Source organism: Arthrobacter zhaoxinii (genome assembly GCF_025244925.1).
GTDB classification, from domain to species: domain Bacteria; phylum Actinomycetota; class Actinomycetes; order Actinomycetales; family Micrococcaceae; genus Arthrobacter_B; species Arthrobacter_B zhaoxinii.
The window spans coordinates 364,147-385,712 of sequence record NZ_CP104275.1; the positions used below are offsets into that span (position 1 = coordinate 364,147).

Sequence of the window (21,566 nt, forward strand, 5' to 3'; positions counted from 1 at the left end):
CCTAGGGAAGGTCCAGCCCGGCCCGCTGTACCCGCGCCGAGGCTTCCAGGAGCATCCAGGCCTGCAGCTGGGTGGAAAGCTCGACGGCGGTGCCGCCGGGGTAGGACACCGCCGCGGGCTGCAGCGGCCGGGCGGAAAACAGGATCCAGTCCGCGCGTTTGCTCCGCCCCTCCCACAGGGCCCGGGCCGTGGATTCCACCAGGGCGGCAGCCGTGCGGCGGGAAGGTTCCGGCAACGCGGGGGACACGGCGGCCTGGGCCAGATACCGCGCCAGAATGCCGGTGAAAAGCCCGCCGTCGCCGGTGCCGTGGGTGCGCAGCACGCGTGAGGCGCCGTCGTCGTCGGTCAGATGGGTGTCGACGGCGGTGATCAGTTCCGCAGCGCGGGCAAGGTTCGTGCTTCCGCCGAGCTCGAGCAGGGCACCCAGGGCGGGCCCCTGGTTGTAGGTGAACACGGTGCTTTCCAGCTGCGGACGGCCCCGGACCACCTTGACCCCGTCCAGATACAGGCCGGTTTGCGGATCCAGCACCGTGGCGTTCAGCCAATCCACCAGCTCCTGGGCACGGTCCCGCGATCCGGTGCGGACAAAATGCAGGGCAGCCGGAGCGGTGGCCGGGGTGTTCTTGAAGTTCCGGTCCTTGTTCCAGTAGATGCCGCCGCCCAGTTCGGGGGTGTGGGCGGATTCCAGTGCTGCGTTCAGGGTGGAGAGAATCTTCCGGTAGGGCCGCTGCCGGTCCCGTGAACCCGACAACCCGTTCAGGCGGCCGACGGCAAGGGCCAGCCACGCCATGTCGTCGTAGAAACGGTTGGTGTAACGCATCCGGTTGCGCAGCCCGATGGTCCGGACCAGGGCCGGTGCCAGGTCCGCAGCCGACGGATGTTCCGGCCCGCGGAACGGTGTGCCGGTGCGGCGTTCACGCAGGGCGGCGTCGATCAGGGCATCGAGATAATGTGCCTGCCACCAGTAATGCCACGGCTGGCGCAGCTGCTGGAGCCGGGAAGCCGGACGACGAGTGGCCGCCAGATGGGTTCCGGGCAGTCCGGCCAACTGGCGCCCGAACGCGGTGCTCACTGTGCGGGCGGCTGCCTCGGCGCGGTCATCGGCGTCGGAATCCTCGAAGAGCATGCGCCAACCTTATGCCAGCCGCCGAAGATGCGGCACCAGCCGGGGCACAGTAGGCTCGGATACTGCCGGTGTGACATAGACGACACTGCCGGCGAGCAATCAGCCAGGAGGAACGCATGGACATCGCAGGCGCATCGGCCATAGTTACAGGGGGAGCGTCCGGTCTCGGACGGGCAACGGCACGGCGGTTGTACGACGCCGGTGCCTCCGTAATCCTGGTCGACCTGCCGCAGTCCGAGGGCCTTGCCTACGCGGCGGAACTCGGCGACAACGCCCGGTTCGTGCCCGGCGACGTCACTAACCCGGACCAGATGCAGGCCGCCGTCGAAGCAGCCATGGCAGCAGGACCGCTCCGCGTGGCCGTGAACTGTGCCGGCATTGCGACGCCGGGCAAGGTGCTGGGCCGCGACGGTGTCCTGCCGCTGGAGGACTTCGCCCGTGTAGTCAGCGTGAACCTGATCGGCACGTTCAACGTCACCCGTCTGGCCGCCGCCGCCATGGCCGAAACCGACCCGGTCACCGCCAACGGAACCGAGGAACGCGGCGTCATCATCAACACCGCCTCCGTTGCCGCCTTCGACGGGCAGATCGGCCAGCCCGCCTACTCCGCGTCCAAGGGCGGTGTCGCAGCCATGACCCTGCCGCTGGCCCGCGAATTGGCCCGCCACCTGATCCGGGTGGTCACCATCGCGCCCGGAATCTTCGAAACACCGATGATGGCCGGCCTGCCGCAGGCCGCCCAGGATTCCCTGGCGGCACAGGTGCCGCACCCCTCACGCCTGGGCCGCGCCACCGAATATGCCTCCCTGGCCGCCCACATCATTGAAAACCAGATGCTCAACGGCGAAACGATCCGCCTGGACGGCGCCATCCGAATGGGACCGCGCTGACCTTGACGAACCGCCCCGCACTACTGGACCAGCTGCCCGACGCCGATTTCTACGGTTTCGAAGACCTGCTCACCGACACCGAAAAAGACAAACTTGCCGAGCTCCGGCGCTTCCTCGCCGAGGAAGTGCAGCCGCACGCCGTGGACTGGTGGAACGAGGCGCGGTTCCCCTCCGACCTCCTGCCGAAGCTGGCGCAGCTGGAACTCTCCACGCCCGTGGCGCAGGGGTACTCGCCGCTGTTTGCCGGCATGGTGATCTCGGAAATGACGCGCGCAGACACCTCGCTCGCCACGTTCTTCATGGTCCACCACGACCTGTTTGTCGAAGCGCTGCATGCCTTCGGATCCGACGAGCAGAAGGCCCGGCTGCTCGACGACGCCCGCGCGCTGCGGATCACCGGTGCCTTCGCGCTGACCGAACCGGAGCACGGTTCGGACGTGGCCGGCGGAATGGCCACCACGGCTGTGCGCGACGGGGACGAGTGGGTGCTTAACGGGGCCAAACGCTGGATCGGCAACGGGACCTTCTGTGACTACATGGTCCTGTGGGCACGGGAGCCGGAGACCGGACACACCCGCGGTTTCCTGCTCGACGCGAACCTGCCCGGGGTGACCCGGACCCGGATCGAAAACAAAACCGCGCTGCGCACCGTGCAGAATGCCGACATTGTGCTGACCGACGTGCGGGTGCCCGCGGCGGACCTGCTCGCCGGAGTGGAAAGCTTCGACGACACCAAGCAGCTGCTGCGCGGCTCCCGGATCATGGTCGGCTGGCAGGCAGTGGGAGCGCAGCTGGCCACCTTCGATGTCGCCCGCGCCTACGCCGTCGAACGCCTCCAGTTCGGCCGCCCCCTGGCCGCGTTCCAGCTGATCCAGCAGCAGCTGGTGTCCATCCTCGGCAACGCCGTGGCCAGCACGGGAATGCTGGCACGGGTTACCGAGCTCGAACACGGCGGGTACCCGGCGGCCGAAGGCACGGACAGCGCGCCCGGGGGAAACCCGGCCGACGGCGGCGCGGCAAGCGGCGGCATGGCCCGGGCCGCGCTGGCGAAGTCCTACGCCAGCGCGAGGATGCGCGAATCCGTGGCCCTGGGCCGCAGCATCCTTGGCGGCAACGGCATTGTCACCGACTACCGGATGGCCAAGATCTTCGCCGACGCCGAGGCCATCTACACGTACGAGGGCACCTACGAAATCAACACGCTGATTGTCGGGCGGGACATTACCGGGGTGTCGGCGCTGCGTTAGGTGTGGCTGGGTGGCCCGTGGGGCCCCTGCGGGGCCTGGAACGGCGGCAACGAAATTTCCGCGCTCGCAGAGCTCGCGGGAAATATTAAAGCCGCCTTCCTCCAGGCCCCTCCGGTGCCGCGGGTGGGCCAGGCACCACGTGCGTTTCCCCCGGTTCGTCCAGGGTTTTCGCCAAAACGGACGCCGGGTGGCATGGAGACTTCAGGATCAGTAGGCTTACTAAATGGGCCGCATCGACGGCGGCCCGGTTTACCGGACGTGAAAGGCATGGTTTATGACCGAGCAGAGCATTCCTGATCCCGAACTGGGCGACGATCCGGTTCTCGCCGACGACGTCGCCGCAGTTGCCACGCCGGACGAACTGACGGTGGTGTCCGAAGACGAGCTGCTGGAGCAGGACGAACTGGTGGACGCTGAAGACCTCACGTACCCCGGCGCAGCAGAAGACAACCCGGATAACTGGCAGGAAGACCCGCTGATCCGCGAGGAAGCACCGCTGAACGAACCCGGCGAACTCTCGGACCAGACCCTCCGCGACGACACGGCCGAAGAGCGCTTCCTGACTGGCGACACGCAGATTCCGCCGGATGCGCCGACCATCGGCGAGGCAGCCAATGACGTCGACTTCGGCGATCCGATGGCAGGCGAAGAAGAAGACGCCAGCGACGACCCCGCGCACCGCGGCGGCGACCCCCTGGCCGGCTTCAACCCGGACGACGTCTAGGCCGGCGAGCCCTCAAGCAACAACGCAAACCCTCATGGGGTCCGGCGATAGTGGTCTACGGACTGCCGCCGGGCCCCATGTCTGTGTCCGGCTCCTGCCTGTCCGGCCCTTCGGGTAACGGGTCCGGGTGCTGAACGGCGTCGCAGGCACCCCCGGCATCCGCACTAGGCTGGATCCATGCCTTCCTTCCGCGTCCAGTTGAATATCCTCGGATTGAAGCCGGGCAGCCCGCCGGAGGCTGTGATGGAAACAGCCGTCGCCGCACTGGCCGCGGCACACCATGTGGAGGCAAACCAGCTGGATATCGTTTCCGGGGTTCCGCGGATCACCCTGCGCTTTACGGTCCCGGACGACGAATGGTCCGTGGAGAACTCCAGGGCGCGCCGCGCCGCCATCAACATGCGGGCGGCCGTGGAAGAAGTCGCCAACGGACAGGACCTGCGCGTGCTCCGGCGGATGCGCGGACGCTGGACGGTGCTGTAGAAGGCCGGCTGCCGTAAAGGGACGGCCTAGATGCCTGGGAAAGCGTCCAGGGAAAGCCGGCTGCGGTACTCGACCGGCTGGCGGGTCAGCGGATCGGTGAACTGCACGGACCGCGCCAGCAGCTGCAGCGGCTTGGCATAGTCGTCCGGCGCCTGGGGCAGCAGTTCCGGGTAGAACGAATCGTTCAGGATCCCGATGCCCTGCGAGGCCATATGCACCCGCAGCTGATGGGTCTTGCCGGTGTGCGGCAGCAGCCGGTAGCGGCCGAGCCCGCCGCGGCTCTCCAGCAGCTCGATCCGGGTTTCCGCGTTCGGCTCCCCCTCAATTTCCTGGGCCAGCAGATAGGTGCGGGACTTGATCATCCGGCTGCGCACAATCCTCGGCAGCTCGAGGTCCTCCCGGACCGGAGCCACCGCCTCGTATTCCTTGCTGATCCGGCGCTTCTCGAACAGGGTCTGGTATTTCCCCCGGGTCTCCGGGTTCGTGGAGAACAGCAGCACCCCCGCGGTCATGCGGTCCAGCCGGTGCATGGGAATCAGGTCCGGAATCTCCAGCTGGACCCGCAGCCGCACCAGGGCGGACTCGGCCACATACATGCCGCCCGGCGTCGTCGGCAGGAAGTGCGGCTTGTCGACCACCAGCAGGTCGTCGTCCTGGTGCAGGATGCCGATCTCCACCGGGATCCGCTCTTCGGGCGGCAGCTCACGGTAATACCAGATGAAGGTGTGCTCGGTCAGGGGAGTGGCGGCTGTCAGCGGAATGCCGCCCAGACCCACCACTTCACCGCGCTTGAACCGGTCCACAATGCCGTCCGGGTTTACATGGCCGAAGCGCTCGAGGACGTAGTCCATGGCGGTGTCCCACGGTCCTTCGCCGGGAAGGCGCAGGCGGGTGGCATTGACTCCGTTGCGCACGGGAAGAGGGGACTGCATCACGGTTTCAGGATATCCCGCCGGCGGGCTTAAATTGGGCTGGGCTGTCCTGAGCGCAGATAGGCCCGCTCGTCTCGACATCCAGGCAGTTCCTGCCGCAGAAAACCACATCCGAAACGGAGCCCGGTGGCCACCAAACCAGTTCTTTCTCCTTCTGAGCCGACGAAGCCGACGTCGCCCGCGGTGCAAACGACGCCGGCGCTGACGCCGGAGGAGCGCCAGTCAGTCCTGCGCACCCTGCGTTCGCCGAAGCTGCTCAAGACGGAGGTTCTGGCCGGGCTGGTGGTGGCACTGGCGCTCATCCCCGAGGCCCTGGCCTTCTCCGTCATCGCCGGGGTGGATCCGAGGATCGGCCTGTTTTCGGCCTTCACCATGGCCGTCACCATTTCCTTCCTGGGCGGCCGCCCGGCCATGATTTCCGCCGCCACCGGCGCCGTCGCCCTGGTGATCGCCCCGCTGGTGGCCTCCCACGGCGTGCAGTACATGATTGCCGCAGTGCTGCTCGCCGGCGTGTTCCAGGTGCTGCTTGCCCTGCTCGGCGTGGCGAAGCTGCTGCGGTTCATCCCGCGGCAGGTCATGGTGGGCTTCGTCAACGCGCTGGCCATCCTCATCTTCATCGCCCAGGTGCCCGAGCTGCTGGGCGTACCCTGGCTGGTCTATCCGCTCACGGCCCTTGGGCTGCTCATCGTCTTCGGACTGCCGCGGCTGACGACGGCGGTGCCCGCGTCGCTGGTGGCCATCGTCGTCATCACGGCAATCACGGTGGCCGCCTCCGTCACCGTCCCGACCGTGGGGGACAAGGGCGAACTGCCGGACAGCCTGCCGTCCCTGCTGCTGCCCGATGTTCCCTTCAGCCTGGCCACCCTGGAGGTGATCTTCCCGTACGCGCTGGCCGTCGCCTTTGTGGGCCTGCTGGAATCGCTGATGACGGCCAAACTGGTGGACGACGTCACCGACACCCGCTCCAACAAGACCCGCGAGGCCTGGGGCCAGGGCGCGGCCAACCTTGTCACGGGCTTCTTCGGCGGCATGGGCGGCTGCGCGATGATCGGCCAGACCATGATCAACGTGAAGGGATCCGGTGCCCGAACCCGGATTTCCACCTTCCTCGCCGGTGTCTTCCTGCTCCTCCTCGTGGTGGTCCTCGGAGACGTTGTGGCGCTCATCCCCATGGCCGCCCTGGTGGCCGTCATGATCTTCGTGGCCGTGACCAGCTTCGACTGGCACAGCATCCGCCCCTCCACGCTGAAGATGATGCCCAAGAGCGAAACCGCCGTCATGCTGGCCACCGTGGCCGTGACGGTCTGGACCAACAACCTGGCCAGCGGCGTCGGCGTCGGCGTGCTTGTGGCCATGGTGCTGTTCGCCCGCCGGGTGGCGCACTTCGTCACCGTGGACCGCACGCTCACCGGGAGCGACGCCGAGGCCACCGCCGTCTACACAGTCAACGGCGAGCTGTTCTTCGCCTCCTCAAATGACCTCTACTCCCAGTTCGAGTACGTCCTCGACCCGCCGAATGTGGTCATCGACCTGAGCGCCTCCCACGTCTGGGATGCCTCCACCGTGGCCGCCCTGGACGCCGTAACGGAGAAATACCGGCGGCGCGGAACCGAAGTACGCATCACCGGGCTGAACGAGGCCAGCGTGCAGATCCGGCAGCGGATGGCAGGGAAACTGCCGTAGCCGGCGGCGGTGTTTTTACCGCGCGGGCGTGATCATAACTCCGGGACGGAACAGGGCGGCGCCCCTGGAATGCGTGAGATATCCCACTCGATAATTAGGGCATATAAATATGCTGTAATACGTTCCCGTGTGCTCTGATGTTTAGGTCATCCCTCGCTAAGGCGAGGCTTACCTGAGCGATAGGAACACCGTTGTCCCGGTCCACCATTCCCGCATTTCCGTCACGTCGCGCCTTGCTGGGCGGGGGCCTCGGCCTGGCCGCGCTTGCCCTCGGAGCCTGCTCCTCCCGTGACACTGTCGGTACTGCGGGCGCGGCCGGTACGGCAGGGTCCGGTGGTTTTACGGTGACGGATATGCGCGGCGTAAAGGTGTCCTTCGACGCCCCGGTGCAGAAGATCGCCACCACGGTCATTCCCTCCCCGTCCATGCTGGCGGCGGTGGACGGCGGCTACGCAAAGATCGTGGGCATCAACGAATCCACGCTGCAGGCCAACCGGCAGGGCCTGTTCGGAGAGATGTTCCCGGAATCGAAAAGCACCACCACCATCTCGCCGTCGAGCTTCACCCCCAACATCGAAACCATCACCGCGCTGGAACCCGACGTTGTGTTCCAGTGGGCGGACCAGGGCGCCGGACTCGTGGAGCCGCTGGAAAATGCCGGTTTCAAGACCGTCTGCCTGCTCTACGGCACGCAGGAATACCTGGAAACCTGGATGTCGCTGTTCTCCACCATCCTCGGCAAGCCCGAGCGCGGCACCGAGATTGTGGACTGGATGCACACCGAGATCGCCCGGCTGCAGGATGAACTCTCCGCAGTTTCCCAACCCGTGCGCGTGGTCCATTTGGGCCAGTCCGGCGACGGCTACTCGGCCTCCAACAAGTCCTCCTACATGCACTACTGGATGGAGCTGGCCGGCGGGCGGAACATGGCGGCGGAGAACCTCTCGGCGGAAAACGTGGTCAGTGCGGAACAGCTGATCGAGTGGGACCCCGAAGTCATCACCCTGGGCGGCTTCGACGCCCGCACCCCGGCCGAGGTTTACGCGGATCCCGCCCTGGCATCCGTGTCGGCAGTGAAGAACCGCCGGGTCTACAAGGCGCCTCTGGGCGGGTACCGCTGGGAGGTTCCCTGCGCCGAATCACCGCTGATGTGGCAGTGGGCCGCAGAGGTCTTCCATCCCGGCCGGGCCACAAACACCCTGCGTGCGGCCATGAAGGAAAAGATCGCGTACCTCTACGGGTACGAGGTATCCGATGCCCAGATTGACGCCGCCCTGCGGCTGGACCTGAACGGGGCCAGCGTTGGCTACGACGTCTTCCGCCGCTGAGGTGCCCGCCGTGTCCGCCGCTCCTCCCGCCGCTGATGCGCCGGCGCCGGCGTCGTCGTCCCGGCACCGCCGGTACATCCTGCCGCTCTGTGCCCTGATTCTGTGCGCGGTGGCCCTGGTCTCCATGGCCGCCGGACGGTTCTGGGTGCCGCCGAACGAAATCCTGCGCATCCTGTTCAACGAAGTCACCGCCCTCTTTGGTGGCGAAGGGATGCTCCGCCGGACCTGGACCGAACAGGAAGCCACCGTGGTCCTGGACGTCCGGCTGCCGCGCGTCCTGCTGGCCTTCCTGGTGGGCGGCGCGCTTTCGCTCGGCGGCGCGTGCCTGCAGGCACTGTTCCGCAATCCGCTGGTCAGCCCGGACATCATCGGGGTCACCGCCGGGGCGTCCTTCGGCGGCGTGCTGGTCCTGACCCTCGGGCTGTCCGGCGGCTGGATGGTCGGCGGCGCCTTCGGCTTCGGGCTTGCCGCCCTTGCCGGGGTCCTGCTGCTGGGCCGGCTGGGCGGCCGGGACAACGCGATGCTGATGATCGTCCTGGGCGGGATTGTGGTGGCAGCGTTCTTCAACGCGCTGGTTTCCTTCATGACCTACCTGGCCGACCCCTACTCCGAACTGCCCTCGATTGTGCACTGGCTGCTCGGCTCCATTGCCGCCGCCAGCTATGACAAAGTGCTGACCGCCCTCGTCCCGGTGGCCGTGGGTGCGGTGGTGGTCCTCGCCCTGCGCTGGCGGCTCAATGTCCTGTCGCTGGGCGACGACGACGCCGCCGCCCTGGGTGTGAATCCGCACCGCTCACGGGTGGTGCTGCTGTGTGCGGTCGCCCTGATGACCGCCGGCACCGTGGCGGTGGCCGGAGCCGTCGGCTGGGTGGGTCTGGTGGTTCCGCACCTGGCCCGGCTCTGGGTGGGGCCGGACCACCGGATCCTGCTGCCGGCGTCGCTGCTGCTGGGCGGGACCTATCTGATGCTCATCGATACGCTCAGCCGCTCCATCAGCAGCAGTGAACTGCCGCTGGGCATCCTGACCGCCATCATCGGCGCGCCGGTGTTTGTGCTGCTGCTTGCCCGTTCGCAGAAGAAAGCCGAACTCTCATGACCGCCCTTTCCACGCCCGGTGCGGTTTCCGGGAACCTCGTTTCCGGAAACCCGGCCGACTCTGCGCCGCTTCTGCAGGCCACCGATCTGGGCTTCCGCTACTCCCGGGTGCGCCCGTGGCTCTTCCGCAACCTCGGCTTTTCCCTGGAGCGCGGGGAAATCCTCTCCATCCTCGGTCCCAACGCGCGGGGCAAGACCACGCTGCTCAAATGCCTGTCCGGGCTGGTGGCCCCTCGGGAGGGCCAGGTTCACGGAGTCACCGGCATCGGCTACGTGCCGCAGGACCACGGAGCCGGCCCGTCCTTTTCCGTCGCCGAGATGGTGCTGATGGGCCGCACCCGGCACCTGCGTGCCTACCAGACTCCGCGCCGCGAGGACCACGACGCCGCCGACGCCGCCATGGAGCGGGTGGGCGTGCGCGGCTGGGCCGGACGCGATTATTCCACCCTCTCCGGCGGGCAGCGGCAGCTGGTGCTGATTGCCCGGGCTGTGGCCTCCGGCTGTGAACTGCTGATCCTGGACGAACCGGCTTCAGCACTGGACCTGAACAACCAGTCCCGCGTGCTGAGCGTGCTCACCGGACTGGCTGCGGAGGGCATGGGCATCATCATGACCACCCACCATCCCGACCACGCGCTGCACGTGTCCCGCAACGCGCTGCTGTTTGTCGGCAGCCATGACGTCCGCTGGGGTCCCACCGAGGAGCTGCTCACCGGCGCGGCCCTGTCCGAGGTCTACGGCCTGCCCATCTGCACCCCGAAGGTCGACACGGTATCCGGGCAACGCGTGATCGCGGTGCCGGACTTTGGCCCGTCCTGCCGGGCCTGCCCGGTGCCCGGTGCAGTCGGGGTGCCGACACCGGTGGAACTACGAATCCCCTTTGGAAAGGACACCCCGTGATTCTTCGTCTAATCGGCGGTACCCCCATGCGCGGTGCCGCCGACACCACCTGGCGCGGGGCGATCGAGGACGTTGACGCCTACGACCTGGACGACGACGCCGCCCGCGCCCGGATCCTCGCAGCGGACGGGCTGGTGATCAGCGGCGGAGTGGACCACGTCCTGCTCGGCAGGCACCGTGACGCACTGACCGGATTCGTCCGGTCCGGCGGCCGGGTGCTGGTCAACGGGCAGGTGGTGAAGCCTTTCATCGACGGGCTGGCGGTCTGGCGCAAGCTGGAATTCCGCGGTCCGCAGGACGTCCGGCCGCATCAGGTCTCTCCGCACCCGGTCTGGAAGGGCATCGACTACCGGGACCTGCACTACCGCACCGGCGTGCCCGGAACCCACAGCTATGAGCGGCTGGAGGAGATCGGCGTCGCCGGGTTCTACGGCCGCGGCTATCACCTGGACCTGCCCGCGGAAGCTTCCGTGGTGACCGGGATCGGGCAGTACGCGCTTCCGCTGGACTACAGCTATCCGCTGGGGGACGGGGAGGTGCTGGTCCACGGCGGCAATGACCTGGAGAGCTTCAGCGATGACGGATATTCCACCCGGGTGCTCGGCCCGAACCTGGTGGAGTGGCTCGAGGGCGGAGTGAGGGACGCGGTTGAGCTGAAGCCGGCGGGACCGGTAGCTGCCGTCGCCGGCACCCGCCCGGACACCGCTGCTACCCGCCCGGCCGCCGCTGCTACCCGCCCGGCCGCCGCCGCTCGCGAGGCGGGGCAGGCGGCACCGCGGATTGGGCTGCTGCACGGCGGCACCTTCCCGGCACTGCGCACCCTGGCGGATCCGGCCCTGGCACCCTACCGGCTGGAATCCGTCTATCTGCCGGACGCCGATCCCGCCGCGCTCGCAGGCCTGGACGTAGTGATAGTCAGCGACCGGCTGCATCAGGGCCAGCTCGCCCGCTTTGTGCCCGCGATCCTCGCGGCACTGCAGGACCCGGAAAAAACCGTCATCGTGCTGGGTGAGAACAAGGTGGAGCAGTGGCTGCCCGGCATCGGGTACAGCTTCCGCCCCACGGTGTTCTGGATGTGGCGCACCGGTGAGGACAACGGCACCCGGCTGCGGCTGCCCGAGGATTCCCTGTGGGAGTTCTTCACCCCGTGGTCCGCGTCCTGGCACCACCATGGACTGCTGCATCCGCGCCCCGGTGCTCGCTCGCTGGTGGTGATGGAAGAGGACGGCGCCGAGTCCGGCTCGCTGCTGTACGTGGACGAGGTGAACCAGCCGGCCCGCCTGCTGGTGACCACGATGGACCCGGTCTATCACCACGGATCGGGCTTTATGCCCGGTGCGTCGCAGCTGCTGTACTCGCTGCTGCGCTGGGTCACCGCCACGCACGCACCGCGGACCTAGCAGGAGGCGCAGGCGGAGGTTCTGCTGCCCTTTGCCCGCACGCCATCCCAGACATTGTTGCTGGTGGTGCTGCTGTGACAACAGAAGTAACAGGAGCACCACCCGGTGGGATGCTGTGTCCGGACGGTCGCTGGGGCTTCGCGTTTTACAGCGTCAGGGCCATACCCGGTGAATTCGGGCCTTATTTCGGTGGGGCCGGGGCTGGCTCAGGCGTACCCCGGTCAGCCCAACAGCAGCCGGACGGCGAGGACCAGCATGACCACGCCGATCAGCAGATCCACAATCTGCCAGGTCCGCGGCCGGTTCAGCACCCCCGACAGCGCGCGGGCCCCGTAGCCCAGCGCCGTGAACCAGATCAGGCTGCCGACGGCGGCGCCGGCCGCGAATATCCAGCGGGTGTCCGGCCCGTACTGGTTCGCGATGCTGCCCAAGAGCACCACGGTATCCAGATAGACATGCGGGTTCAGGAAGGTCAGAGCGAGCGTGGTCAGGACGACCGTGCCCTTAGCCCGCGGTGCCTGCGCCTCCAGTACTGAAGGCCTGGCGGCGGAGATCAGTGACCGGATACCCCACCAGGTGAGATAGGCGGCGCCGCCCCAACGGAGGATTTCCAGTACCGCCGGGAAGCGGGAGACCAATGCTCCGATCCCGGCTGTGCCGCCGAAGATCAGCAGGGCATCACTGATGATGCAGAGGGCAACCACGACGCCGATGTGTTCCCGCCGCAGGCCCTGCCTCAGCACAAACGCATTCTGCGCCCCGATGGCGACAATCAATCCCAGTCCGGTGACCATGCCGGTTACCCAAATACTCCACATGCCTCGACGGTAACCACCACCGGCGGTTCAGACAAACGAAAGATTTGAAGGATGCATTAGGTTTGCTTCATGAACTTCGAGCATCTCCGTGCACTGTCCGCCGTCGTCGACGAGGGAACATTCGAAGCGGCGGCGGACCGGCTGCACATCAGCCCGTCGGCCGTAAGCCAGCGCATCAAGGCGCTGGAAAGTTCCGTGGGCCAGGTCGTCGTCCGCCGCGCGGTGCCCTGCACACCGACGGAGGCGGGCGCGGTCCTGCTGCGCATGGCCCGGCAGGTGGAGCTGCTGGAGGGGGAGGCCCGTTCCGCTCTCTCCGGTGACACTTCACTGCGGACGACGACGCCGGTGGCCGTCAATGCGGACTCCCTCGCCACATGGTTCGTGCCGGTCCTTTCCGACGCAGCCGGGTGGGCGGACAGCACCTTAAACCTGCACGTGGAAGACCAGGACCACAGTGCCCGGCTGCTGCGCCAGGGGGACGTAATCGGCGCGGTCACCGCCGATCCGGCACCGGTCAACGGCTGCAGGGTCGAGGCGTTGGGCGCCATGCGCTACCTCCCGGTGGCGGCGCCGGGTCTGCACCGGCGCTTCGCACGGGACGACGGTGTTGACTGGGCCGCCATGCCGGTGGTGCAGTTCAACGCCAAGGACGATCTGCAGCGCCGGTTCCTGCAGGCGCGCGGCGCTGACGGCCGTCCGCCCCGGCACACCGTTCCGTCCTCGGAGGCGTTCCTTGCCGCGGTCCGTGCGGGCCTCGGCTGGGGCATGCTCCCGGAACTGCAGCTGGGCACGGACCTCGACGACGGGACCTTGGTGCTGCTCGACGCCGAGTCCCACCGCGACGTCGTGCTGTACTGGCAGGCCTGGAAGCTGGACTCGCAGCGGCTGCAGCGCATCAGCGACGCCGTCCGGCGGGCCAGCCGGCAATTGAGATAAGGCGCCCGAGTCCGGAGTTGCCACGTCCTCAATCCACGAAAAGGCAGAAGGGATGCCCGTCCGGGTCCAGGAACACCCGTACATCCTTCTGGGGCTGATACTCGGCGGCCAAGGCACCACATTCGGCGGCGTGGGCGGAGCTCCGGTCCAAATCGTCTACCCGGATGTCCAGGTGCATCATCATCTGCTGGCTGCCCTCGGCGGAGGGCCATACCGGGCGGACGTAGTGTTCGTCGATGTGAAAGGACAGTCCGGGGCCGCCGGCCGGATTCTGCAGCACCACCCAATCCGGCTCGGACGCTACCGTCTCCCACTCCAGCAGCCGTGCGTAAAACGCGGCTAGTGCCCGCGGATCCGGGGAGCTGATGGTCGTCGCGGACAGCTGCAGACCGCCGTTGCGCGAGTTCCGTTGTTGGGCCATGCGCAGCATTCTGTCACCGAAGCTCCCGCACCTATCGGGGAATCCGGAAATCGAATCTGCAGCAATTACCATTTTCCGGCCGTAAATCGGTAACTTTTGCAGACTCGATGCGGTAAACGGTAACTTTTGCAGACTCGATCCCCCGCCCACCTGTTCATCCAGCCCGCATGGAGCGATCCCTCCGCCGACTAACCCGGAACTGCCGGGCTAGCCGGGAAACGGCTGGCAGTGCGGGCAGTAGTACAGGTCCCGCAGCTCCATCTCGTTGTCGCCGAGCAGCTCATGCGCCACCTTGGTGCCGCAGCGCAGGCAGCCGCGCCGTTCCCGGTTATAGACCCAGAGCTGGTCCCGTCCCATGGCGCCGGTGGTGATCCGGCGGGAGCGAGCCTTGTTGACCTCCAGGAGCCGTTTGGACAAGTCCACCAGCCGCGGCAGATCCGGCACGTCGGAGACCGGGGTCAACGGATGGATGCCGGCCAGGAAACACAGCTCGCACCGGTAAATGTTGCCGATCCCGGCGAGATTCCGCTGGTCCAGCAGTGCCAGGCCGATGGGCCGCTCGGGCTGCGCCGAGATGCGGCGCAGCGCTTCCTCGGCGTCCCAGTCCGGTCCCAGCAGATCGGGACCCAGGTAGCCCACGGCGTCGTCCTCGTCCTTGCGGCCCAGCACGCGCAGGAACCCCAGATCGAACCCGACCACCTGGTGGGTGTCCGTCTCGAGGATGCAGCGCGCCTTGAACGCCGGACGCCGCCACTTCTCCCCGCGGGCGTAGACATGCCAGAGCCCCTCCATCTTCAGATGGGAGTGAAGGATCCAGCCGTCCACGGGATCGCCGCCGCGGATCAGCAGATGCTTGCCGCGGGACACCACGTCCTGCACGGTGGAGCCGGTGTAATCCGTGGTGGCGAACTTCGGGACACGGATGTCGCACCGGGTCAGCTCTTTGCCGGCCAGGACGGCATTGAGGTCCCGGGCGGCGCGCCAGATCGTATCGCCCTCAGGCACGGTTCCTCCCCGGCTCGACACTGCATGGGGTTAGCAGCTCAGACACGGTAACGCAGCCCCTTTGGCGTGGTGTAGAAACCGGCGGCGGTCAGCGCCCGTGCCGCTTCGGTGTCGAGGATGTCGGTCCCGTTGACCTTCTCAATGGCCATCTTTTCCGCCGCACCGCGCCGGATGATCCGCACCAGCGCGGCGGCCGAGAGCTCCAGTGCCGCCGGCTCCTCGGTGAATGTCAGCAGCGTCTTGCCGCCGCGCTCGGCATACAGCGCCAGCTCGCCGTCGACCAGGACCACCAGTGCACCGGCCTTACGTCCGGGCCGGTGCCCGCCCTCCAGCGTGGGCCAGGGCAGTGCGGCACCGTAGGGGTTGGCCGGATCGGTGGCGGCCAGGGCGACGGCGGACGGTTCGGACTGCTTCAGCTGCGCGTCTTCGGAGAAGGAGCGGAGCCGGTCCACGGTGGCGGGCACCGCGAACTGGGCCGCGCCAAGCTGTTCAATGAAGTAGCCGCGCCGGCACCTGCCCATCTCTTCCAGCCGGGCCAGCACCCGGTACAGCAGGGCGAAGCCGCCCGGCGTGCCTTCGCTGGCCACGGAGCCGCGGGTGACTACGCCGTAGCGGTCCAGCATCAGCTCGGCCGTGGCGTGGGCATGCAGGGTCGCGTCGGTTTCCACTTCGGGGAGCAGGCTCCACCGTCCGGCGACCAGCGGCGGTGCGTTGCGGAGTGCCGGGGCCGATGCGCCGCCTGCCGCGAGCCGCATGGAGCTGCCCGTCAGCGACGCCCCGGGCGCCCGGCCCAGCCGTCCCATCCGCGCGGTGCGGGCGCGGGGTGTGGCGGCCCGCTGCTTATGGGCGGTTTTACCGCCGGACAGCAGGGACCGCACCGGGGTGAAGGTGTCATTGCTGATCCGCCCGGCCCAGACGAGTTCCCAGAGGGCGGAGATGATGTTCGCGTCCGTTTCGGCAATGCCGTCCGCGGCGAGGCCGTCGCCGAGCTGGCGGAAGAAGTACGCACCGCCGTTGCCCAGCAGCTCCAGCAGCCGCTGGTGCAGGCCGCCGGGCTCGAAGTCCGGGGAGGGATTGAGTGTGAGCGGCGCGTTTTCCGCCAGGTGCAGGGCAATCCACCCGTCGTTGCCGGGCAGGGAGCCGCTGCCGGACCACACCACTTCGCCCGTGGCGGTCAGCTCATCCAGCATGGCCGGGGCATAGTCGCGCACCCGGGAGCCCAGGATCAGCGGTTCCCAGGCCGATGCCGGAATCGGCACGCCGGAAAGCTGGTCGATCACGGTGGCCACGCCGTCGAGCCCGCGCAATGACGAACCTACGTTCTGCCAGGCCGGCAGGAACCGCCCGTAGGTGGCGGGGTCCACCGGTTCCACCTCGGAGCGCAGGGCCGCGAGCGAACTGCGCCGCAGCCGCCGCAGCACCTCGACGTCGCACCACTCGGTTCCGCCGGGGGTGCCGGGAACGGTGGCCGGGGGAGGAGACTCAACGCCGTCCGCCGCGTCCAGCAGCAGCGTTTCGGCGGGCCGGAATTCACCTTCCGCGACGCGTCCCTCACCGGCCAGCCGCTGCAGGGTGCCTGTGACGACGGCGACGCCGAGGCCCAGCCGGGTGGCGGCCTCCGCGGCGGTAAAGGGACCGTGGGTGCGGGCATACCGGCCGACCAGATCGCCCAGGGGGTCGGCCACCGGTTCGATGAAGGCCAGCGGCACCCCCATCGGCAGCGGAACGCCGAGGGCATCCCGCAGCCGGGCGGCGTCTTCGATGGCGGCATACCGGGTGCTGCCGGCCATGCCGATCTTCAGGGCCCGGTTGGCCCGGACCAGTTGCTCGAGCAGCTCTTCGGCATCCTCCGGGGCGGCAGTAGACGGAGCCGCCTCCCCGCCGTCGTCGTCGGCAGGTTCCACCGCCTGCAGGCGGGCGGCGACCTCCGGTACGGACAGCGGCCCGAGCAGCCGCAGCAGGTCTGCGACGCCCTCCAGTCCGCGTGCATGGCGGTCCGGAGCCAGCCGCTGGAGCTCGCTCTCGATCCGGGCAATGATCCGCGCGTCCAGCAGTTCGCGCAGTTCGGCCCGGCCCAGCAGCTCATTGAGCAGTGTGGGGTCCAGCGAAAGCGCGGCGGCTTTCCGTTCCGCCAGCGGAGAATCGCCCTCGTACAGGAAGGCGCCCATGTAGCCGAACAGCAGGGAGCGGGCGAACGGCGACGGCGACGGCGTGGTGGTTTCCACCAGCCGGATTTCGCGCCGCTCAATGCCGGACGCAATGTCCTTCAGGGCCGGCAGATCGTAGACATCCTGCAGGCATTCCCGCACCGTTTCGAGCAGGATCGGGAACGTGGGGTACTTCTTGGCGACATCCAGCAGCTGCGCGGAGCGCTGCCGCTGCTGCCACAGAGGCGTGCGCTTGGACGGGTTCTGCCGCGGCAGAAGCAGCGCCCGCGCAGCACATTCCCGGAACCGGGAGGCAAACAGTGCCGAGCCGCCCACTTCGGCGGTGACAATGGAGTCGAGTTCCTCGGGGTCAAAGAGGAACAGTTCGGCGCCGGGCGGCTCGTCCTCCATCAGCGGCACCCGCAGCACAATGCCGTCGTCGGAGGCCATGGCTGAACCGTCCAGCCCGTACCGGGCGTGCAGCCGTGCCCCGACGGCGAGGGCCCAGGGTGCGTGCACCGGCATGCCGTAGGGACTGTGCAGGACCACCCGCCAATCGCCGAGTTCGTCGTGGAAGCGTTCCACCACCAGCGACCGATCGTTGGGCACCACATCGGTGGCCTGCTGCTGGTCCCGCAGGTAGGTGATCAGGTTCCCGGCGGCCCACTCATCGAGGCCGACGGCGGTCAGCCGCTCCCGTGCCGCGGCGTCATCCGCGGCGGCCATTTCGCGGACGAAGGCCCCCAGGGCACGGCCGAGTTCCACCGGCCGGCCCAGGGAGTCCCCGCGCCAGAACGGCAGTTTGCCGGGCTGGCCGAAGGCGGGGGAAACCAGCACGCGGTCGTGGGTGATGTCTTCGATCCGCCAGCTCGTGGCGCCCAGCGCGAAGATGTCCCCGACCCGGGATTCGTAGACCATCTCCTCGTCGAGTTCCCCGACGCGGCGGCTGTTCTTGCCTTCGGAATCACCCACCAGATAGACCCCGAAGAGGCCGCGGTCCGGGATGGTGCCGCCCGAGGTGACGGCGAGGCGCTGCGCACCGGGCCGGCCGGTAATAGTGCCTTCGGTGCGGTCCCAGACAATCCGCGGCCGCAGCTCGGCGAACTCGTCCGAGGGATAACGCCCGGACAGCAGGTCCAGGGTGGCGTCGAACGCGGAGCGCGGCAGGCCGGCAAAGGGTGCCGATTGGCGGACGACGTCGAACCATTCCTCCACATCGATGGACCCCAGTGCGGCGGCGGCTACCGTCTGCTGGGCGAGGATGTCCAGCGGGTTGGCCGGAATGGCCAGGGGCTCGATCTGCCCGGCGAGCATCCGTTCGGCGGTGACGGCCGAGTTCAGCAGGTCCCCGCGGTGCTTGGGGAACATCACGCCCTGGGAAATCTCGCCCACCTGGTGCCCGGCCCGGCCCACCCGCTGCAGGCCGCTGGCGACCGAGGGCGGGGATTCGACCTGCACCACCAGGTCCACGGCGCCCATGTCGATGCCCAGTTCCAGGGAGCTGGTGGCCACCACGCAGCGCAGCCGGCCGGATTTCAGGTCGTCTTCGATCAGGGCCCGCTGGTCCCGGGACACGGAGCCGTGGTGGGCGCGTGCCAGGACGGGGATCTCGTCCTCCACTGCCAGGTCTGCACGGCGCAGCACGGACACCCCGGCCTGCGCCATGACCTGGGCCGGCGGATGCGCCGGGACCACCGGCGGTGAGATCCCGTCGGTTCCCGTGGCCGCCTGCGCAGCCTCCAGCCGGAAGGCGTGGATCTCGTTCAGCCGGGCGGTGATGCGTTCGGCGAGGCGCCGGGAGTTGGCGAACACGATGGTGGAGCGGTTGGCCTCGATGAGGTCGACAATCTTCTCCTCCACATGCGGCCAGATGCTCGCCTGCGGGGCATAGCCGCCCTCCACGGTGTCCTCGGTGGTGGGAGCGTTGCCCAGATCCGTCATGTCCTCCACCGGAACGGTGACGGTAAGGTTCCAGTTCTTCCGTGACTGGGGCGCCACGATCCGCACCGGCGCGTTTCCGCCAAGGAACCGGGCCACGGTTTCGTGCGGTTCCACGGTGGCGGAGAGGCCGATCCGCTGCACGGGTTTATCCAGCATGGCGTCCAGCCGGGCCAGCGTCACGGCCAGATGCGCGCCGCGTTTGGTGCCGGCCACCGCGTGGACCTCGTCCACAATCACGGTTTCCACTTCGGCCAGGGTTTCCCGCGCCTGCGAGGTGAGCATCAGGAACAGGGATTCGGGGGTGGTGATGAGGATGTCCGGCGGCCGGGTGAGCAGGGCGCGGCGTTCATTCTGCGGGGTGTCGCCGGACCGGACCCCCACGGTGATGGACGGTGCCGGAAGTCCGAGGCGTTTGGCGGTCTGGGTGATGCCGATCAGCGGGGAACGGAGGTTGCGTTCCACGTCGACGCCGAGGGCTTTCAGCGGCGAAATGTAGAGGACCTTGGTTTTTCGCTTGGGTTCGGTGTTCCGCTTCCGGCCTTTAGGTTTTGGGGCCGGCAGTTCCGCCAGGGGCAGCTGGGCGGGAACGGCGGGGTCCGCGGCGGCAGAGGCAATAAAGCTGTCCAGTGCCCAGAGGAAGGCCGCCAAGGTTTTGCCCGACCCGGTGGGGGCGACCACCAGGGCGTTGGCCCGCTCGGAGATGGCTTCCCAGGCTCCTACCTGTGCCGGGGTGGGCGCAGTGAAGGCACCCTCGAACCATTCCCGGGTGGCGGGGGTGAACTTGGCTAGCACCGAAGACGCCGATGTCATGGCACTATTCTTCCCCACCCCGGTGACAGTTTGGCCGCTGCCGCCGGGGGTTCGGCTGCAGGCCGAAAATCAGCGGGCCTGCAGGGTCCCTACCTGCAGCAGTTCGATGTCCGCGTTGCTGCATCCCGTGGAGGGGTAGGGGACGGTCAGGGAAGCAGTGTCCTCCGGCGGATAAACCAGCAGGGACGCAGTCTCCTGCACCTGGCAGCCGCCGTACTTCTGCGCCACGGTTTCCCGCAGCTCGGCAGCCGCGGACTGGCCGGGCGCCAGGGTCACGGGGAGGGCCCCGGCACCCTCAATGCGTGCGGCCGGCGCACCTACCTGCTGCCCGGCAGCGTCAAGGTAGGAGACTCCGGGATAGCCGGACACGGTGCAGGTGCCGTCGGCGGAGACGTTGGTCAGCATCAGGACACGGGAAATGCCGTCTGCTCCGGCGCCGCCGGGAACATTCTCCACAGCGCCGGAGAGCATGTCAGCCGTGCAGGGGCCGGCGGCTGTTGTTCCGCCGTCCGTGGCCGCCGGTGACGTAGTCGGGGCAGCTTCGGGCGAGGCGGAAGGTGCGGCGCTCTCGGTGGTGGGTGGAGCGGCGCTGTCACCGGCGGACACCGACGGTGAAGCCGGCGAGGAAGCCGCGGGTGAGGCGGATGTGGATACCGAGGCGTCTTCCTCATCCCGGGAACCGCATCCGGCAAGGGCCGAACCGGAGAGGGCCAGCAAAGCCGTAAGGGCGAGTGCCTTGCGGGACAGGGAAGTTTTCGGGGACGTGGAGCCGGGTACCAAGGTGATCATGCTCTCACCATTGCCGTCCCGCGGGGGTGCGTCAATCCGCCCCGCTGGGCGGGGCGGATTGACGCGAAACCGTTACGGGTGCGCTCCGGGGTCCGCGGCCCCGGCCGGCAGGGTTAGACCCTGCTGCGGCCCCGGGTGCGGATCAGCGCGGTGACACCGGTGGCAAGACCAAGTAGCCCCGCCCCGAGTCCCACGTAGCCGGCAATCTCCGCGGCGTCGTCATCGTCGTTCCGGTCCTCCGCGGAGGCGCGTTCCGGCGCGGTGGCGTGGCTGTCATCGCCGTCGTGGTCACCGTGATCGTCGTCGTCCGCTTCCGTGATGGTCACGGCCGGCGCGGGGGAATCCAGGTCGTGGTCGGTCTGGCCTGCCGCCGGAATCTGGGACCAGTCCGACTCGCCCTTTTCACAGCTCTGCAGCACGGGGAAGGCAAGGGTGGTGTCCTCGGCGTCGGGCAGATCCACCCCGAGCGTAATGGTGTCCCGCACGCCGTCGGCGAGTGGTTCCTTGGCCGTGTAGACAATCTGATGAGTCCGGGAGCTGACCTGCGAGCCGTTGGGCAGGGTCCGCGGTTCGGCCAGTTCCTCGGTGACCTTCTTGATGTCCCAGCCGGCGTGGGCCGTGGGGGTGGCGTCCACCAGCTCGTCCGGGAGGGTGAACGTCAATGACGTCGTGGGGGAGCCCTCGCAGCCGTGCGAGAGGTCGAAGGTCAGCAGCGCGGATTCGCCGGCCGCAGTGGTGTCAGGGGTGACATGCACGTGGGCGGCGGCGGGGCCCAGACCGAGCGCCATCAGGGCGGCGGTGCCGCCGGCGGCAAGGAGGACGGAGGAGGAGGTACGCATGGAAAAGCCTTTCGGTGGCGCAGTGAGCTGCGCCCGGGAACCGCAGAGCAGC

General features: G+C 68.1%; 18 protein-coding genes. 10 read left to right on the forward strand and 8 right to left on the reverse strand.

Annotated features, from left to right (window positions below):
• Position 1: 1 nt before the first annotated feature.
• Complete coding sequence (locus N2K95_RS01800; RefSeq protein ID WP_260652655.1) at positions 2–1,126, reverse strand: glycoside hydrolase family 76 protein; 1,125 nt, start codon at positions 1,124–1,126, stop codon at positions 2–4.
• Between the two features lie 116 nt (positions 1,127–1,242).
• Here N2K95_RS01800 and N2K95_RS01805 point away from each other — a divergent pair, with 116 nt between their 5' ends.
• From N2K95_RS01805 to N2K95_RS01820, 4 genes are all read left to right on the forward strand, one after another.
• A complete protein-coding gene (locus tag N2K95_RS01805; RefSeq protein ID WP_260652656.1) occupies positions 1,243–2,016 on the forward strand; it encodes an SDR family NAD(P)-dependent oxidoreductase in 774 nt (257 codons plus the stop codon).
• Between the two features lie 2 nt (positions 2,017–2,018).
• Positions 2,019–3,263 (forward strand): acyl-CoA dehydrogenase family protein, encoded by a 1,245-nt coding sequence (locus N2K95_RS01810; protein WP_260652657.1) that lies wholly within the window; start codon positions 2,019–2,021, stop codon positions 3,261–3,263.
• Between the two features lie 274 nt (positions 3,264–3,537).
• On the forward strand, positions 3,538–3,987 hold the full coding sequence (locus N2K95_RS01815; RefSeq protein WP_255793687.1) for a hypothetical protein: 450 nt from the start codon (positions 3,538–3,540) through the stop codon (positions 3,985–3,987).
• A gap of 177 nt (positions 3,988–4,164) precedes the next feature.
• The gene (locus N2K95_RS01820; protein WP_260652658.1) at positions 4,165–4,470 is read left to right on the forward strand and encodes a hypothetical protein; all 306 of its coding nucleotides are present in this window, start codon (positions 4,165–4,167) and stop codon (positions 4,468–4,470) included.
• 26 nt (positions 4,471–4,496) lie between these two features.
• Here the strand turns inward: N2K95_RS01820 and N2K95_RS01825 are convergent, their stop codons facing one another.
• The gene (locus tag N2K95_RS01825; RefSeq protein ID WP_260653696.1) at positions 4,497–5,402 is read right to left on the reverse strand and encodes an RluA family pseudouridine synthase; all 906 of its coding nucleotides are present in this window, start codon (positions 5,400–5,402) and stop codon (positions 4,497–4,499) included.
• Between the two features lie 183 nt (positions 5,403–5,585).
• Between N2K95_RS01825 and N2K95_RS01830 the strand changes: the two genes are divergently transcribed.
• The 5 genes from N2K95_RS01830 (at position 5,586) to N2K95_RS01850 (ending at position 11,808) form a co-directional block, all read left to right on the forward strand.
• The gene (locus N2K95_RS01830; RefSeq protein ID WP_407080130.1) at positions 5,586–7,085 is read left to right on the forward strand and encodes a SulP family inorganic anion transporter; all 1,500 of its coding nucleotides are present in this window, start codon (positions 5,586–5,588) and stop codon (positions 7,083–7,085) included.
• Between the two features lie 191 nt (positions 7,086–7,276).
• The gene (locus tag N2K95_RS01835; RefSeq protein ID WP_260652659.1) at positions 7,277–8,413 is read left to right on the forward strand and encodes an ABC transporter substrate-binding protein; all 1,137 of its coding nucleotides are present in this window, start codon (positions 7,277–7,279) and stop codon (positions 8,411–8,413) included.
• A gap of 10 nt (positions 8,414–8,423) precedes the next feature.
• Positions 8,424–9,509, forward strand: a complete 1,086-nt coding sequence (locus N2K95_RS01840) for a FecCD family ABC transporter permease (RefSeq protein WP_260652660.1) — start codon at positions 8,424–8,426, stop codon at positions 9,507–9,509.
• On the forward strand, positions 9,506–10,408 hold the full coding sequence (locus N2K95_RS01845; protein ID WP_260652661.1) for an ABC transporter ATP-binding protein: 903 nt from the start codon (positions 9,506–9,508) through the stop codon (positions 10,406–10,408). The genes N2K95_RS01840 and N2K95_RS01845 overlap by 4 nt, the downstream gene beginning before the upstream one ends.
• Positions 10,405–11,808 (forward strand): hypothetical protein, encoded by a 1,404-nt coding sequence (locus N2K95_RS01850; protein ID WP_260652662.1) that lies wholly within the window; start codon positions 10,405–10,407, stop codon positions 11,806–11,808. Before N2K95_RS01845 ends, N2K95_RS01850 begins: the two co-directional genes overlap by 4 nt.
• Before the next feature lie 221 nt (positions 11,809–12,029).
• Here N2K95_RS01850 and N2K95_RS01855 read toward each other — a convergent pair whose 3' ends face one another.
• Complete coding sequence (locus N2K95_RS01855) at positions 12,030–12,626, reverse strand: LysE/ArgO family amino acid transporter (protein WP_260652663.1); 597 nt, start codon at positions 12,624–12,626, stop codon at positions 12,030–12,032.
• A gap of 69 nt (positions 12,627–12,695) precedes the next feature.
• Between N2K95_RS01855 and N2K95_RS01860 the strand changes: the two genes are divergently transcribed.
• The gene (locus N2K95_RS01860; RefSeq protein WP_260652664.1) at positions 12,696–13,562 is read left to right on the forward strand and encodes a LysR family transcriptional regulator ArgP; all 867 of its coding nucleotides are present in this window, start codon (positions 12,696–12,698) and stop codon (positions 13,560–13,562) included.
• Positions 13,563–13,590: 28 nt separating this feature from the next.
• Here the strand turns inward: N2K95_RS01860 and N2K95_RS01865 are convergent, their stop codons facing one another.
• From N2K95_RS01865 to N2K95_RS01885, 5 genes are all read right to left on the reverse strand, one after another.
• Positions 13,591–13,983: a VOC family protein gene (locus N2K95_RS01865; RefSeq protein ID WP_260652665.1), complete on the reverse strand. Its 393-nt coding sequence runs from the start codon at positions 13,981–13,983 to the stop codon at positions 13,591–13,593.
• A gap of 207 nt (positions 13,984–14,190) precedes the next feature.
• Complete coding sequence (locus tag N2K95_RS01870; RefSeq protein ID WP_260652666.1) at positions 14,191–14,988, reverse strand: Fpg/Nei family DNA glycosylase; 798 nt, start codon at positions 14,986–14,988, stop codon at positions 14,191–14,193.
• Positions 14,989–15,026: 38 nt separating this feature from the next.
• Positions 15,027–19,886 carry an ATP-dependent helicase gene (locus tag N2K95_RS01875; RefSeq protein WP_260652667.1) on the reverse strand — a complete coding sequence of 1,620 codons (4,860 nt, stop codon included), beginning with the start codon at positions 19,884–19,886 and terminating at the stop codon, positions 15,027–15,029.
• 69 nt (positions 19,887–19,955) lie between these two features.
• Complete coding sequence (locus N2K95_RS01880; RefSeq protein ID WP_260652668.1) at positions 19,956–20,675, reverse strand: DUF4232 domain-containing protein; 720 nt, start codon at positions 20,673–20,675, stop codon at positions 19,956–19,958.
• Positions 20,676–20,788: 113 nt separating this feature from the next.
• A complete protein-coding gene (locus N2K95_RS01885; RefSeq protein ID WP_260652669.1) occupies positions 20,789–21,514 on the reverse strand; it encodes a YcnI family copper-binding membrane protein in 726 nt (241 codons plus the stop codon).
• Between the last annotated feature and the right edge of the window lie 52 nt (positions 21,515–21,566).